At 63.3% G+C, this 14,200-nt stretch carries 15 protein-coding genes; 6 read left to right on the plus strand and 9 right to left on the minus strand.

Going from position 1 to position 14,200, the window contains the following annotated elements; all coding sequences use genetic code 11:
* Positions 1–91 precede the first annotated feature (91 nt).
* From nusB to IPV69_RS15635, 3 genes are read right to left on the minus strand one after another with little or no spacing between them, the layout of a single operon-like run.
* Positions 92–541 (minus strand): transcription antitermination factor NusB, encoded by a 450-nt coding sequence (gene nusB, locus IPV69_RS15625; RefSeq protein WP_206290620.1) that lies wholly within the window; start codon positions 539–541, stop codon positions 92–94.
* A gap of 52 nt (positions 542–593) precedes the next feature.
* The gene (locus IPV69_RS15630) at positions 594–1,742 is read right to left on the minus strand and encodes a cysteine desulfurase family protein (RefSeq protein WP_206290621.1); all 1,149 of its coding nucleotides are present in this window, start codon (positions 1,740–1,742) and stop codon (positions 594–596) included.
* Between the two features lie 52 nt (positions 1,743–1,794).
* Positions 1,795–3,429 carry a TPR end-of-group domain-containing protein gene (locus IPV69_RS15635; protein ID WP_206290622.1) on the minus strand — a complete coding sequence of 545 codons (1,635 nt, stop codon included), beginning with the start codon at positions 3,427–3,429 and terminating at the stop codon, positions 1,795–1,797.
* A 108-nt stretch (positions 3,430–3,537) separates the two neighbouring features.
* Here IPV69_RS15635 and IPV69_RS15640 point away from each other — a divergent pair, with 108 nt between their 5' ends.
* The 5 genes from IPV69_RS15640 to IPV69_RS15660 all read left to right on the plus strand — a co-directional run bounded on the left by IPV69_RS15640 (position 3,538) and on the right by IPV69_RS15660 (position 8,249).
* Entirely contained in the window at positions 3,538–4,089 is a 552-nt protein-coding gene (locus tag IPV69_RS15640; protein ID WP_206290623.1) for an RNA polymerase sigma factor, read from the plus strand.
* Positions 4,070–4,558, plus strand: a complete 489-nt coding sequence (locus IPV69_RS15645) for a hypothetical protein (protein ID WP_206290624.1) — start codon at positions 4,070–4,072, stop codon at positions 4,556–4,558. The genes IPV69_RS15640 and IPV69_RS15645 overlap by 20 nt, the downstream gene beginning before the upstream one ends.
* 124 nt (positions 4,559–4,682) lie before the next feature.
* Positions 4,683–6,209 carry a hypothetical protein gene (locus IPV69_RS15650; RefSeq protein WP_206290625.1) on the plus strand — a complete coding sequence of 509 codons (1,527 nt, stop codon included), beginning with the start codon at positions 4,683–4,685 and terminating at the stop codon, positions 6,207–6,209.
* Positions 6,210–6,278: 69 nt separating this feature from the next.
* Positions 6,279–7,697 (plus strand): hypothetical protein, encoded by a 1,419-nt coding sequence (locus tag IPV69_RS15655; RefSeq protein WP_206290626.1) that lies wholly within the window; start codon positions 6,279–6,281, stop codon positions 7,695–7,697.
* Positions 7,698–7,940: 243 nt separating this feature from the next.
* Entirely contained in the window at positions 7,941–8,249 is a 309-nt protein-coding gene (locus IPV69_RS15660; protein ID WP_206290627.1) for a hypothetical protein, read from the plus strand.
* Positions 8,250–8,394: 145 nt separating this feature from the next.
* Here the strand turns inward: IPV69_RS15660 and IPV69_RS15665 are convergent, their stop codons facing one another.
* The 5 genes from IPV69_RS15665 to IPV69_RS15685 form a co-directional block, all read right to left on the minus strand.
* Positions 8,395–8,781: a response regulator gene (locus IPV69_RS15665; protein WP_206290628.1), complete on the minus strand. Its 387-nt coding sequence runs from the start codon at positions 8,779–8,781 to the stop codon at positions 8,395–8,397.
* 204 nt (positions 8,782–8,985) lie between these two features.
* Positions 8,986–9,771 (minus strand): arginyltransferase, encoded by a 786-nt coding sequence (locus IPV69_RS15670; RefSeq protein WP_206290629.1) that lies wholly within the window; start codon positions 9,769–9,771, stop codon positions 8,986–8,988.
* Between the two features lie 74 nt (positions 9,772–9,845).
* Complete coding sequence (gene glyA, locus IPV69_RS15675; protein WP_206290630.1) at positions 9,846–11,090, minus strand: serine hydroxymethyltransferase; 1,245 nt, start codon at positions 11,088–11,090, stop codon at positions 9,846–9,848.
* Positions 11,091–11,224: 134 nt separating this feature from the next.
* A complete protein-coding gene (locus tag IPV69_RS15680; protein ID WP_206290631.1) occupies positions 11,225–11,638 on the minus strand; it encodes a hypothetical protein in 414 nt (137 codons plus the stop codon).
* Between the two features lie 64 nt (positions 11,639–11,702).
* Positions 11,703–12,743: a HEAT repeat domain-containing protein gene (locus IPV69_RS15685; protein WP_206290632.1), complete on the minus strand. Its 1,041-nt coding sequence runs from the start codon at positions 12,741–12,743 to the stop codon at positions 11,703–11,705.
* 309 nt (positions 12,744–13,052) lie between these two features.
* Between IPV69_RS15685 and IPV69_RS15690 the strand changes: the two genes are divergently transcribed.
* Entirely contained in the window at positions 13,053–13,367 is a 315-nt protein-coding gene (locus IPV69_RS15690; protein WP_206290633.1) for a hypothetical protein, read from the plus strand.
* Between the two features lie 28 nt (positions 13,368–13,395).
* Here IPV69_RS15690 and IPV69_RS15695 read toward each other — a convergent pair whose 3' ends face one another.
* Positions 13,396–14,190, minus strand: a complete 795-nt coding sequence (locus tag IPV69_RS15695; RefSeq protein ID WP_206295648.1) for a type II secretion system protein — start codon at positions 14,188–14,190, stop codon at positions 13,396–13,398.
* Positions 14,191–14,200 lie beyond the last annotated feature (10 nt).

Below are 14,200 nucleotides of genomic sequence, written 5' to 3' on the forward strand. Positions count from 1 at the left end.
GCTTCGGCACCCACGCACCTCGCACCGGCTGGAAGTCCGTGTCACCAGCGAGACGCGTTCTTATCTGTGTGAATCTGTGTGCATCTGTGGTTCAAGTTTCCGGTAACCCGCCGGTCAGCGTTTTCACCTCGCGGAGAACAGCATCCAATACACCATTCACGAACGACGGGCTGTTTTCCGTGCTGAATCGCTTGGCCAGTTCGATTGCCTCGTCGATGACGACCTTGGGGGGCGTATCGGTGTGGGTCATCTCCCAGATCGCCAGGCGCAGGATATTGCGGTCCACGGCGGGCTGGCGGCGCGTCGGCCACTGGGGGGCCAGACGCTCGACCCACGGATCGGCCTGGGCCCGGTGAACCCACGCACCCTGCGCATAGGTAATCGCCAGCCGTTCGGCGGTCTCGTCGCGACTTTCGGTCCGTTCGATGCCGGCGATGAGGGACTCGGCCAGAGCCAGATCGGCCTTGGCGTTGGCATCCCAGAGAAACAGCACTTGCATCGCCAGTTCACGGGCCTGTTGTTTTCGGATCGGTAGGGGCATCTACACGACAGTATAGGGGAAATCGCGTGCGGTTGCCGATGGCCGTTCACGTTCAGCCGACCGGCAATACCGCGCGCAGCCGCCGAATGACGCCGGGTACGACGTCCAGGGCGCGATCCACCTCGGCATCGGTGCTGTACCGGGAGAGGCTGAAGCGTATCGCGCCGTGGGCGAGCTTCTCATCGATTCGCATCGCCCGCAGTACATGCGAGGGCTCAAGGCTTCCGCTGCTGCACGCTGCGCCCGCGCTGGCACAGACGTCCTGTTCGCTGAGCAGCAGCAGGATCGCTTCGGCTTCAAGGCGGGGGAATGCAATGTTTGTCGTATTGGGCAAACGGTGTTCGATCGAGCCGTTCACCCGCGTGCCGTCGATCGTTTCGAGAATCGACCGCTCCAGCCGATCGCGGAGCCGGGCAACGCCCGGCATGGCGGCGAGCAATGCCGCGGCAAGCTCGGCGGCCCGGCCCATGCCGACAACGCCGGGCACGTTTTCCGTCCCGCCCCGGCGGCCCTGTTCCTGCGGTCCGCCGACGATCAGCGGGCGGACACGCAGTCCGCGCCGCGCGTAGAAGGCACCGACGCCCTTGGGCCCGTGGAATTTGTGCGATGCGAAGCTCATCGCATCGAGGCCGATAGCCTTCACATCGATTGGCAGCTTGCCGACGGCTTGCGTGGCGTCGCAGTGAAACGGAACGCGCTTCTCCCGGCAGAGCGCCGCCACCTCGGCGACCGGAAAGAGTACGCCCGTCTCGTTGTTGGCCCACATGAGCGTCACCAGTGCGGTGTCGTCGCTGACGGCCGACCGAAGGGCGTCGATGTCGAGCAGCCCCTGTTCGTTGACCTCGATCGCCACGATCTCGGCACCGTCCCTGGCGAGCTGGGCGCAAAGTTCGCGGGTCGCCGAGTGCTCGACCGTTGTCGTCACGATCCGCTTTCGAGGGAAACGGGACGCCAGGAGCCCACGGATGACGGTGTTAATCGATTCGGTGCCGCCACCGGTGAAGGTCAGCTCGCTCTCGGCGGAGCCGATCAGCGCCGCGATCTGCCCGCGGGCGACATCGATTGCCTGTCGGCTGCGCTGGCCGAAGCGGTGGACGCTGGACGGGTTGCCGTAGAAATCGGTCAGAAACGGCAGCATGGCGGCGACGACCTCAGGGGCCGGCTGGGTCGTCGCGTTGTTGTCGAGGTACACAAGGTCCACGGCGTGATTGTAGCGCATCTGCCGCGGTTGGGGTGAGCCGGGCGGTGGATGGTTATGGCTTTGGCGATGCGGGTCGATTGCCGGGGCGGGTTTGCGGTCCGGCTCGGGGCGGCTCGCGGGGTGTCGCCTGGGGCACCAGAAGCTCCGATCGTTTCCCCAGCGTGATAGGCAACTCCAGGTATTTGCCCTCCCGGCGGATCTTGAGCATCACCTCGTCGCCGGGCTTGAACTGAATCAGCATGGGTACGAACGACTGGTAGTCTCGCACCTGCGCGTCGGCGATGCCGACCAGCACATCGCCGTCTTTCAGGCCGGCTTTTGCTGCCGGGCCGTTGGGGACGATTTGCTCAATCTTGATGCCGTCGTTGCCGTCGCCGAGCCGCGCGCCGATGACGACACCGTCGCCGCCGGTGCTGCTTGGGACCGGCTTTCGGGCCATCATCCAGGCGGTCCAGGTTTTCTCGAATTCGGCCAGCGGCTGCTTGGTCACCGCTTCGAGCGCCAGCTTGCCGCTTTCGTCCTTATCGAACGACTTCTTGTAGGTGTCGTAGAACGGCCGCAGCAGGTTCTTTTCATACAGGTAAAGCATCACGCTGCTGGCCTGCCCGTAGGCGAGGTTGGCTTTCTTCACGAACTCCGGCTGCTCCATCGCCATCAGCGCCGCCAGCGGGATGAGCTTTTTGCCGCGATTGGCGTTCTGGAGCATGTTCAGGCGGAAGTTGTCTTTCGGCACGAGTTTCTCGCCTTCGAATTGCGCCGCTTCGAAGAGCGATGCGATGCCCTCAACGATCCAGATCGGGTGGTCTTGCCCCAGCGGAGCCTTGTCGCCGGCGTGAAGGGCGTGGGTGAACTCGTGGGTCATCGTCTGGCCCATCCGCTGGCAGATGAGAAGCTTGGCGGTGTCGTTGTAGAACCCGCCGACACCCGGCATCTTCACGATCTTCTTGTAGTCGGCCGCGGACGGCACCACGACGCTGATATAGGCATCGGGCTTGTGCTCGAAGAGCTGCGCCCACTGGCTGGCGGCCTGCGCCGTGAGCCAGTGCTTCAGCTCATCGAGTGTCGTCTTGTCGGTATTGGTGGCGAAGATCAGTTTGCGCTCGGCGTCGAGCTCGTAGAGATAGCTGTCGCCGAACTGCTCGCGGAGGGTCGCGATGACCTTCTCGGCTGACCGTTTCTGATATTGCGGCTTGTTTCCGACAAACTTCTTGAAAGCCGGCAATTCCCGGAGTGAATCAAGGTCCGGGTCGCGGTCGAGGTGGATGAAATCAACCCAGCCGGCGTCGGCAGCCTTCTCCAGGTAAAGGACCGCGCTGTCCTTTTCGCCCTTCAGGGCCAGAAGGCAGGCGTAGTTGTACAGGTTGGTGATGTGCGACGGGTCGAGCAGAAGCGCTTCCTTGAGCACCGGTTCGGCCTCGGAGACCTTGTTCTTCTTGAGGAGGTCGATCGACTTGCGCGTCAGTTCGAGAACCTTCTTCTCCAGTGCCCGGGCTTCGGCCGCCGACAGCTTGTGTGCGGCCGGCTGCGTGGCGGTGGGATTGGCCGCCAAAGGCTGGCTGGAGGCCGGTTTTGTCGTCGGTGACGTGGCGGGCCGAGTAGCCGGTGCGGCGACGACCGTGCCCGACAGGACGAGCAGCAGTGCAATGATCGGATTGACAACGGTCCGGGCGATGAAGATCCGTGGCATACTTGCGATTTTACGTCAGCCGGGCCGCGGAGTTGCGGAGAATCTTTGCCGATCCGCCGAAAACCCGACCGTCGGCGGCGTTTTAGGGATGGAAGCACCGAACGAACCATGACCCGAGTGAACCCGGCCATGATCGCCGACTGGTTTGATGCCCATGGCCGGGCGCTGGTGCTCTACGCCCGGCAGTTGCTGCCTGAACGCCCGGTCCAGGCCGACGACCTGGTGCAGGACTTGTTCGTCAAACTGCTGGCACTCGCCGCCGACTGCAACGGAAGTCCGGTTCCGCCCAATCCGGCGGCATGGCTGCACAAATGTTTGCGGAACGCGTGCCTGGATGAGCGCCGTGGCCGCGTCCGCCGACAACGCCGGGAGCAGTCAGCCGCGACCGACCGGCCCGTCTGGTTCGAGCCCCGCCCGGAGGATCTGATCGACGCCCGGCTGGCTCAGTGTGCCATGGAGTCGCTCCCCGAGTTGGCCCGGCAAGTGGTAACGCTGCGTATCTGGTCCGGACTGACACTGGCCGAGGTCGCGGACGTGACCGGGATGGGAGTCTCGACGGTTCACGATCACTACCGAAAGGCGTTGTCGGCGATGCGATCGATGATCGAAACGCAGGCCGCCGAGCTAAGGAGTCGCCACGATGTCTCGAATCCCCCATGAGCCGGAGTACTCGCCCGCTGACCTGGAGTTCGAACGTGCGCTCGGCGCTCTCAGGCCGGGGCCGGCGGCACTGGATCCTCGGTCGGCCATGTTCGAAGCAGGGCGATCCGTCGGCGAAGCAGCCGGCCGGCACGCGGTGCTGACGTCGGCGCGTGGCGCGATGTCCCGCTGGCGGGCGACGGCCGCGGTGCTGGCGATCGCCACCGGCGTTTCGGTGACGGCCAACGTGCGGATGATGTCCGGCGAGCGGCCGATTGCCGTCGCACCGCCGCCGGTGGCGGTTGTGCCGTCTGTGGCGACGGGCGGCGATACGGTTGCGGCGCCTGTGGACGGCTGGCGCGTTGTCCCCGGTCGAGCCGACCTGCTGGCCCAACGCACCCTGGTGCTCGCCGACGGCATCGACGCCTTGCCGGCGCAGCGTTTCGGATCGGTCGGAACGCCTTTGCGCGTGGGTGATATGGGGCGCTAGCAGACGGCGCGATTCTTGGCGTTGAAGACCACTTGCTCGGGATACCAGATCCTTCGGGGTCCCTCAGGATGGCACATTGCGCGATGCGCGACGGAAAGGTTTCCTTCACTCGGAGATACCACCAATGACTCAACAGTTGATGATTCGTACCCCAGCAAATCGCACCGGCTTCCGCGTCTTCTCCTCGATCGCGTTGGCGATCTTCACTGTCGCTGCGCCGGTCATGGCGCAGGTGCCGGCGGAACCGAGGACCGCCGCGATCTCCGTGTACCCCGCCGCTTCGCCCCGGCCGGCCCTGAAGTACCGGCTCATTCCCGAAGCCGTGGACAAAGTGCCCGGCGACGCCGCGCCGCTCTACTTGCTGGCGGCTGGGTCATGGATTGACGGGGACCGCAACGCTGCTGAAAAAGCCCTGACCGCCGACGAATTGGCCGCCCTTAAGCTTCCCCCCGCGCCATACAAGTGGTCGAACGATGGCTCCTTCATCGGCGCGACGGCGATGCTGGAAGTGCCACTGGATCGCCTGGAATCTCCGAAGCTTCAGGAGGTGCTCCAGACGATCAGCAGCATTTACCCGATGCTCGAGCTCGCCGGCCGGCGCGAGCGATGCGAATGGGGCATTCCGCTTCGCGAGCAGGGCTTCAGCACGCTGCTGCCCCATCTGGCGAACATGCGTGGCATGACGCGGGTGGTCTGCGTGAAGGCGCGCTGGCACCTGTCGCGCGGCGAGTGGAATGAGGCGATCGCCGCCTTGCGGACCAACTTCGCGCTGGTAAGCGCTCTGAACCGAGATTCGGTCCTGATCCAGCAACTGGTCGCCGCGTCGATCGGGTCCATGACGCTGAAGGTCCTGGAGGAGGCGCAGTCACGGCCCGGCTGCCCGAACCTGTACTGGGCGCTGGCAAGCCTGCCGTCGCCGATGCTCGACCGCCGGGCCAGCCTGGAGATGGAGCGGGCGGCGACGTACTGGTCGCTCCCGGAGATGCAAAAGGTGAAGGACGGCACGTTCACCGAGGCCGACTGGGGCACAATGCTGAAGCGGATGAACTCGCTCATGAGCGTCGTCGACAAAGAAGCCGGATCGAAGAAAAACACGCTCGGCGAGCAATTGACGATGTTCGGCGCAGCAGTGCTGATCTATCCGACGGCGAAGCAGTACCTCGTCAGCCGAGGCATGAAAGCCGATGACGTCGAGCGGCTGCCAAAGGTCGTGGCGCTCGGCCGGTACTTCGTCGAATCGTACGACGAGGTTTTCGACGACATGGTGAAGTGGTCGTCCGTCCCCTACTGGCAGGCAAGGCAGAACGCCAAGGCCCGGGAAGAGGTGTTTGTCCGGATCAAGAATCTCGGACCGAGCAACCCGTTGATGATGGTCGTGCCGGCCGTCAGCAAGGCGATGGTGTCATTGGTGAAGTTGGACCGCCAGATCGCCGCACAGCAAACGGTCGAGGCGCTGCGGGCCTACGCGGCCGCCAACGACGGAAAGCTTCCGGCGACACTGGACGCGCTGTCGCAGACCCCGGCGCCGATCGATCCGATGACCGGCAAGCCGTTCGTCTATAGGGTTGGAGACGGCACCGCCGTGATCGAATCGCCCGACGCCGAACAGCCGAAGGACGCGCTGTTGCTGAAGGTGACCGTCGTCAAGTGAAAGTTGCGAGGGGCGCTCAACCGTTCTGCCGTCGGCGTCACCCACGATGGACCCTTCGGAGGCCTTCGGATGACGCGACGATTCCTGCCATTCCTGATTGTGTTCGTGGTGGCCTTTGCCGCGCTGGTCGCCCCGGCCGCCGCGGCGAAGGACGCGAAGCCGACGTTGCCTCCGCCGCTTCCCGGTGCGGCCAATTTCATCGACGACAAGACGATGATCGTCGGCTACGTGGATGTGCCGGCGGTGGAGCCGGAGGCGCTGCTGAACTGGGTTGTTACGATGTTGAAGGCGGGTCAGTCCCCGCAGGAGGAGATCGACGGTGCGACATACGCCCTCAGGGGGCTGGTGCCGCCGGCGAAGAAGTGGGTGGGCGACTTTGGCCGGGCGGGGGGCAAGGCGTTGTTCGTTGTCGTTTCGTCGGACGCGCTGGTGCCACCGGTGGTCGTTGTACCGGTGGACCGGCGGGCCAACGGCAACGCACTTGCGGAGCTGCTTAAGTCGCCGTTCGGCGTGCCGCTGCCGTCGGGTTTTATCCCGACGCCGGGCAAACCGGGACCGGGCATTCCGTACGGATATCACGTCGACCGCATCGGCGATGCCCTGGCGCTTGGCAATCCGCAAACGCTTCGAAAAGCCAATGAGCTTTCGCGTCAGCCCGGCCGCCCGGCTCGCCCGGAACTGACAGCCGCGCTGGCCGACAGCGGCGGGACGGTGCGTGTCGCGTTCGCCATGACCGAGCCGCTGCGGACAATCCTGCGGAGCATCGGCCCGAACCTGCCGGCCGAGCTGGGCGGCGAACCTACCGCGACGCTGACCGAGAAGATGTCCTGGGCCACCCTTTCATTCGACGCGCCGGCCGGTCGCAGCACCGACGCTTCACTGCGACTCTCGATGCAGGCCGTCGATTCGGATGCTGCCAGGCGACTCAAAAACATCGCGGTCGCGGTCTTTCGGACGACGGTCAACGACGGTGATCTGGGCAAGCACCCCGACAAGGACAAGGTGCTCACGATGCTCGAGCCGCAGGTGCAGGGGGACAGGGTGGAGGTACGGCTCGACCCGGCGGAAATGAAGGCATCGGCCGGCATCCTCGGGCCGCTGGCGATCAAGGCTAGAGAGAAAGCCGCCCGCGACGAGTCTGAAACAAAGCTCAAACTTCTGGTGTCGGCGATCCGGAACTACACCGGCGACACCGGCGGACGTTTCCCGCGGTCGATGGAGGACCCGGAGCTGCTCAAGTACCTCGGCAAGACACCCGCCGAGCACAAAGTGGCGCTGCTCAATCCCGTCAATCCCGGGCGAGGGTACGTCATGCTCAGCCCGTCGGTGCCGGCAGGCGTCAATCCGTCGGCGGTGCTGCTGGTTTACGAGGGGTACGACAAGTGGCCTTCGACCGGCATCCAAGGCGGCTTCGCCGACGGGCGGGTCGCCGTCATCAAAACCGAGCCGGAGTTGAAGGCCATGGTCCGTGCGGCGACGGGTCGGTGAGATGTCAGTAGCCGGTAGTCGAGGGTAGAGGAAGTCGGCAACGCCGCATGGCAGTCGAGTTGTGGCCAATTCGATTTTGTCGCAAATGCCGATTTGGTAATCTCTTACGCGGACGCTTTTGCGTTCCCGTGCGTTCGGCGTGAACTCCTCTTTTTCGCTTGGTGTAAGCGGAGCCCTTGTCATACACGCGGAAAATGCTAAGATGGCCCGTCTTTCGATTCCTGAATTGTTGCGGAGATACCGATGCCGTTCGAATTTAAGACGGGCACCTCTTTGAAGGTGACGATCAACAAGGCCGTCAAGCGTGAGGCTGCTCGCAAGACCCTGGAGCGCCTTTTCCTGGCCGACAAGGCCGTCTCGGGCCCGATCGCGGCCCGCGAGAAGAACTTTGCCGACAAGCCCAAGCGTCGCGGCGGCCGTATCTGGACCAAGCGTCCGAACAAGGTCCACCCGGACATCGTTCAGGGCAAGGTCGCGACGATCAAGGCTACCCCGCAGGTCCTGAAGGACCTTGGCAGCGTCGCCGACATCATCGAAGTGACTGCGGCCTAAGCCTTCACCATTGTCTATACCAATACGACCAGACGCGCAAGTTGCCTAGGGCGACTTGCGCGTCTGGTCTCGTTTTGGTCACTATTGTCAGCGACTTCGATGCCGTAGAGGGTATCGACAGGTCGGGTACTGCGGTGGAAAGCCGTTAATTCGGTCGGCCGCCGAGCATGTCTAGAAGGGTATCGATGTTGAACGGCTTGGGGAGGAACTGCACCGCGGCACGGCCATGAAGGGCACCGGCTTCGTACTCACCACTGATGGCGATGACGCGGGCGGGGCGGTGGCTGGCGGGGAGGTTCTCGGCTTGGGTGAGCAGTTCAAAGCCGTCGAGCTTCGGCATGCGAAGATCGGTCAAAAGGACGTCAAACTTCTGCGTAAGCAGGTAGCCGAGCCCCTCTTCACCATCGCGGGCCGCGGTCACATCCGCGCCGGCATCGCGGATGAGCTTGATCATGGCCAGGCGCGTAGGCGTATGATCCTCAACGATGAGGATCTTCAGCTTAAGCCGACCCTTGTCTGAAAGTTCATCCATTGCGAGGGTGTGGTATGGCATACGGCACGGACACACGAGGCCCGTATCCAAGGTTATACCGTACCAAGGGTAACCCCGCGAGCCCGGTAATTTCGGAGTTCGCGTTGCCGGTCCACAAGCCGGCGATCAGAACAGTTTAGTTTATTGCTGCGCCCTGACCAGTATCTGAGGTATCGCATCTTGGGACAGTGGAAGCCACAACCATCAGTCCGCACCACGGTTTCGCCAGATTCCATCAGGATGCAGTATTTGGTGCGGCTTGTATGACGACTTGTAGTCCATCGTTGTGCACTGGTCAACCCAATAGCCCAAATAATAGTAAGGGATGCCCCGGTCGATACAGTCGCCGATCTCCCGGAGTGCGCTGAAGGTGCCCAGGCTGCGGTGTGACTCGTCCGGGTCGTGGTAGAAGTAAACGCTGCTGAGCGATTGGGGCGACAGGTCGCATATCCCCACGCCGATCAGCCGCCCGCCCTGGTCGCGGTACTGGTACTCGACCGTGTCGACGGGCGATTCGTACAGGAACGAGCAAAACGATTCGTACGGGTCTTCCGGGTCGTCCGCTGGTTTCTTGCCGTGCCACTGCGTTACGTACTTCTGGTACAGGGCGAATCGCTCGGCGTCCGGCTCCGGCGGGCCGATCGCTACCCGCAGGTCGTCGTTCCGTCGAAGGCAGCGGCGCTGAGACTTGCTCGCCCGGAACTCCTTCACCGGCACGCGGATCGATATGCACTGACGACACCCGCGGCAGACCGGCTGGTAGACAAACTTGCCGCTTCGGCGGAAGCCGGCGTCCATGAAGGCGTGGTACACCTCAGGCGGAATCTGTTCCGCCCAGAACGCTCGATTGCTCGACATCCGCCCGGGCAGATAAGGGCATGCGTGTTCGCCGGTGTTAACCAGCGACAGCCGGATCGGCGGTGGGATGGCGGGATAGCAGGAGAAGGTGGCGGGATGGTCGGGTGGATGGGTGGCGCGGTTGCTGCTCATGATATTGGCGTTCTCGCCAGCCGATCACGGGCTGCCACCGCGCCACTCCACCCATCCGCTCCGACATCTCCCGATCAGTGCGGCATCGCGAACTTCTCGCAAAGCGTCGCGACTTCGCGGCGGATCTTCGCCAGTTCGTCGGCATTGTCCTTCGCGCCGATCGCGCGATCAAAATAGCTTGCCACGAGCGGCATCTCGGCTTCCTTCAGGCCACGCGTCGTGACGGCCGGCGTGCCCAGGCGGATACCGCTGGTCAGCTTCGGCGGACGCGGGTCGTTCAGGATCGCGTTCTTATTGGTGATGATCCCCGCCCGCTCCAGCGCCTTCTCGGCTTCTGCGCCGGTGTAGTCGGCATTGCGGGCGGTCAGGTCGACGAGCATCAGGTGGTTGTCAGTACCGCCCGATTGCAGCCGGTAGCCGAGCTTCGACAACGCATCGGCCAGCGCTTTGGCGTTCTTCACGACCTGCTGGGCGTAGGTCTTGAACTCGGGCCGCAGCGCTTCGCCGAACGCGACGGCCTTGCCGGCGATCACGTGCATGAGCGGGCCGCCCTGGCTGCCGGGGAAGACGCTTCGGTTGATGGCTTTGTTCAGCTCTTCGGTGTCGCACAGGATCAACCCGCCGCGCGGGCCGCGGAGCGTCTTGTGCGTGGTTGTCGTCACCACGTGGGCGTGCGGGAACGGGCTGGGGTGTACGCCGCCGACGATTAGGCCGGCGATGTGCGCCACATCGGCCATCAGGTACGCGCCGACTTCGTCGGCGATCTCGCGGAATTTTTTGAAGTCGATGATGCGCGGATACGCGCTATAGCCGCAGAGAATCGCCTTGGGCTTGATTTCGTGCGCCTTCCGGCGGACCGAATCGAAGTCGATTGTCTGGGTATCGGGGTTCAGCTCGTAGTGATGGGGCTTGTAGAAGACGGCCGATGCGTTGAGCTTCATGCCGTGCGACAAGTGCCCGCCGGACGAGAGGTTCAGCGACAGGAAGTTGTCGCCGGGCTGCATCATCGCCATGAACGCGGCGAGATTGGCGTTGGCACCGCAGTGGGGCTGCACGTTGGCAAAGCCACAGCCAAACATCTGCTTGGCGCGGTCGATCGCGAGGGTTTCAATCTGGTCGTAGTACTCGCACCCGCCGTAGTAACGCCCGCCCGGATAACCCTCGGCGTATTTATTGGTAAGCACCGTGCCGACCGCTTCGATGACGGCGGTCGACACATGATTCTCGCTGGCGATCAACTCAAGGGTGGTCTCCTGCCGCTTCTGCTCCTTCTGGATGAGGTCGAAAATCTGGGGGTCGGTCTGCTTGAGGGTTGGCATCGGGGGCTGGCTCCGGAAAGAAGTCTGGCGATCGCCGATAACGAACGACCACCGGCGAGCGAAAGATTATAGCGGAAGCCGCCGCAACTGCCCAAATCGCCGGGAGTTTTGAAGGGGTTGCGTGAATTCGGGTGTTATCTGCTGAACAGCCCCTCGAAGAGCAGAAGCATCGGCGAGACCGTTGCCAGCACAAACCAGACGATTGCCAGGCCCGCAAGAAGCAGCAGTGCGACGGTCGCGCGGAAACGCACCTCGCGGTCGAGGCGTACGAGCCAGAGCGGTATCAGAAGTGGAATCAGCCAGATCCAGAATCGTGCCCCGAACTGGTTCAGCGTACTGTAAAGATCGATCAGAAGCTGTGTAGACCCGGGGAGCTTGAGCTTGAGATCCTCGTAGATGTTCCTGAGCCTATCGATGATGAGCAGCGGAGCGGCCAGCACCCCCACCACGAAGCCGACGACGGCGGCAAACATCAGGTAATCCCCAGTGGGGAAGCGTCTTCGCACTTCGGGCGATGCGTACTCGGCCACAGGGACTGGCGAAGCCATGTCAGATTCCCTCCTGGAGTCTCAATGCAGACCTCGTACGCGTGCGGAGTTGTAAGCCGCCCCTTCAGTTCACGACCTTACCTTCGCGGTTGAACTTCTTCGGGGCCTTGGCGATCTGCAGGATTGCCGTGGCCGCTGCGGCGCGGACTTCGCTGTCAGAGTCCTTGAGAAGCGTCGCAAGGAACGGTTGGGCGTCGGGCCGGCCGATGGTTCCGAACGTGGCCGCCGCCAGCATGCGACGCCGTGCGCCCAGTTGCGGGTCTTTATCGGCCATGCCCTTCATGGCGACTCCGTACCCGTCGTCGGCGCCCATCGCGCCGACCGCCATCGCCGCCGCCAGGCCGACTTCCAGGTAGCCTTTCGACGCGTCATTGGCTTCTGACAGTTTGGACCACGCGTAGAGCTTGAGGCCGGGATCTTTCTTCTGCGCCAGGGCCCGCATGGCGAAAATGACGTCGTCGGGATGGCTGCTGGTGGTGTAGCCGAGGATCGCATCGCGACCGCGGGTGTCATCGAGCAGAAAAAGCGCCTCATCGGCCTGCTGGCGCACTTCCGGGCGGGCGTCGGCGCGCAGCAGTCGCAGGATGCCCTTGGCGGTCGGTTCATTCAGCCGGCCGAGGACCATGGCGGTCGAGCCGCGGACTTTCGGGTCGCCGTGCGTCGCGAACTTCTCCAAATCCTGTGTGTGCGTGGTATCGCCGATCTTGTGCAGCGCATAGCGCACCGCGACCTGCACACGCGGGTCAGGGTCGTTCACCATATCGAGGAGTTTGGGCTTTGCGGCTTCGAGCTTCAGATCGCCGGCTGCCATCGCGGCGGCGAATCGAACTGCCTGCGCCTTTACGCTGAGCTGCGCGATGATCGGTTCGGAGGCCTTCTCGCCCTCAACGTAGCGAAGCCCCTCAATGGCATAGACGCGATCGAACGCCAGTTCCGCGGCGAGCAGCTTGTCGAGTTCCGCCTTGGCCGACGCGACCAGTTGCGGATCGATGGGAACGTCGCGAGGCGGTGGGAAGCCGCGCGGGGGTTCCGACGGTGGCGGGGCGATGCCGCCGCGACCTGCGTTGCCGCCGCCGCCGCACCCGGCCAGGAGCAGCGCTGTCATGAACAGAAAATGGATAGTCACGAGGCGCAAACGTTGCTTCAGCGCATCGGGGGAGCAATCGGCGGATTCCATATCTGTGGGTGTTACCCGTTGGCCGGGGCGGTTGGCAAATCGTCGACAACAGAATCGCGGGGCGGACCGAAAATAACACGAACAGATGTCCGATAAATGATCCGATCAAAAACCGAACGGATTTTGTTCTGATTTCGTTCGGTTCCGGTCGAAAAAGCAAAGGTCGAGCCGCAGCATCGAGGGCCCCGGAGCTGCGATCAAGTCCTCTGTAGTCCACGCAATTTCGGAGTATCAGCCATGAACGATTCGCGCCAGTCGATGAGTGATGTTTGCCCGGTCCGTGAGGCAGGCTACCCCGCAAGTCGCACCCGTGAGGTGCTCATGATCGAGCGGACATTCGCCGTGAGAGGTGCCGGTCGTGCCGCGGGGCACGCATGGGAGGCGGAGCAGATTGCGGTCGTTCGGCGGCGGATCGGGCATCGTCGCGTCGCCATGCAGGCGCGACATGTCGCTGTCGACGATCGTGCGCCGAGCGTCGTTAAGGATCGCATTTCCGAGCCGCCGATCGAAGACCTTTACGAGGACGCCGAGCGATGGGACGGCATGGCGTGATCTCCAGATCGATTGTGCAGGCCCACGCTCACTCGGCCCGCAAGAGAGCCTTCTTGTCGTGAGCGACACGGCGGGAGATGAACTCGGCGTGGCCGTCGCAGAATGCCGCGTTACCCCGGCGGTCGCCGTTGGGGTGCGTGGAGATCTGTTGGTCGCGAGGATCGGGGATCTGTTTTCTGCTGTCGTGTCGGATACCCAGAAGATCGCGTGCCGTGGCCGTTTGTGTGATATCACCACCGCCGGGTGCCCAAAGGCCGTCGTTGATCGAGTTCTCGTCCTCTTCGGCAAGAATAATCTTGTCCGGCGCGTTGCGGATCTGTGTGATCTTTACCTTGGAACGACCTTCAAAGTTTCCGTTCATCGCATAGCTGTACAAGTATTTTCCGCTGGGGGCGGCCGTCACATGGGCGGCGTAGTCGTCCGAGGGGCATCGGAACACCTCCGCGGTGAACCCGCCGATGTACGGCACGATCGCCGACTGTTTCACGTCGGCGACGGGACGTCCGGGTGCCGGCGCAATACCGGCGACGGGCGCTTCCTGATACCAGATCCAGTCCTCGTTAAAGACCAGGTCGGCCGGATAGCGCGAACCGAAGGGGAAGTAGCCCTTGTTCTGGTTCGTGTACATGATCATCCCCATCCCCAGTTGCCGCAGGTTGCTCAGGCACTTGACCTGGTTGCCCTGCTCGCGGGCTCGGGCCAGCGAAGGCAGAAGAATTGAAATCAGCAGGGCAATAATGCCAATGACCACCAGCAACTCGACGAGTGTGAATGCGCGCACTCCACGCGACAACGGCCGGACGGAATGGGGCTTGGGGTACATCGTGATCCTC

Origin of the sequence: Humisphaera borealis (genome assembly GCF_015169395.1) — a bacterium.
Taxonomy (GTDB): Bacteria; Planctomycetota; Phycisphaerae; order Tepidisphaerales; family Tepidisphaeraceae; genus Humisphaera; species Humisphaera borealis.

Bases quoted from the DNA above. Each gene is read 5' to 3' on its own strand.
- IPV69_RS15645 (WP_206290624.1), top strand. From the start codon at position 4,070: ATGTCTCGAATCCCCCATGAGCCGGAGTACTCGCCCGCTGACCTGGAG.
- IPV69_RS15690 (WP_206290633.1), top strand. From the start codon at position 13,053: ATGAACGATTCGCGCCAGTCGATGAGTGATGTTTGCCCGGTCCGTGAG.
- IPV69_RS15685 (WP_206290632.1), bottom strand. From the start codon at position 12,743: ATGACAGCGCTGCTCCTGGCCGGGTGCGGCGGCGGCGGCAACGCAGGT.
- IPV69_RS15650 (WP_206290625.1), top strand. From the start codon at position 4,683: ATGACTCAACAGTTGATGATTCGTACCCCAGCAAATCGCACCGGCTTC.
- IPV69_RS15670 (WP_206290629.1), bottom strand. From the start codon at position 9,771: ATGAGCAGCAACCGCGCCACCCATCCACCCGACCATCCCGCCACCTTC.
- nusB (WP_206290620.1), bottom strand. From the start codon at position 541: ATGCCCCTACCGATCCGAAAACAACAGGCCCGTGAACTGGCGATGCAA.
- IPV69_RS15695 (WP_206295648.1), bottom strand. From the start codon at position 14,190: ATGTACCCCAAGCCCCATTCCGTCCGGCCGTTGTCGCGTGGAGTGCGC.
- IPV69_RS15660 (WP_206290627.1), top strand. From the start codon at position 7,941: ATGCCGTTCGAATTTAAGACGGGCACCTCTTTGAAGGTGACGATCAAC.
- IPV69_RS15635 (WP_206290622.1), bottom strand. From the start codon at position 3,429: ATGCCACGGATCTTCATCGCCCGGACCGTTGTCAATCCGATCATTGCA.
- IPV69_RS15655 (WP_206290626.1), top strand. From the start codon at position 6,279: ATGACGCGACGATTCCTGCCATTCCTGATTGTGTTCGTGGTGGCCTTT.
- IPV69_RS15680 (WP_206290631.1), bottom strand. From the start codon at position 11,638: ATGGCTTCGCCAGTCCCTGTGGCCGAGTACGCATCGCCCGAAGTGCGA.
- IPV69_RS15640 (WP_206290623.1), top strand. From the start codon at position 3,538: ATGACCCGAGTGAACCCGGCCATGATCGCCGACTGGTTTGATGCCCAT.
- IPV69_RS15665 (WP_206290628.1), bottom strand. From the start codon at position 8,781: ATGGATGAACTTTCAGACAAGGGTCGGCTTAAGCTGAAGATCCTCATC.
- glyA (WP_206290630.1), bottom strand. From the start codon at position 11,090: ATGCCAACCCTCAAGCAGACCGACCCCCAGATTTTCGACCTCATCCAG.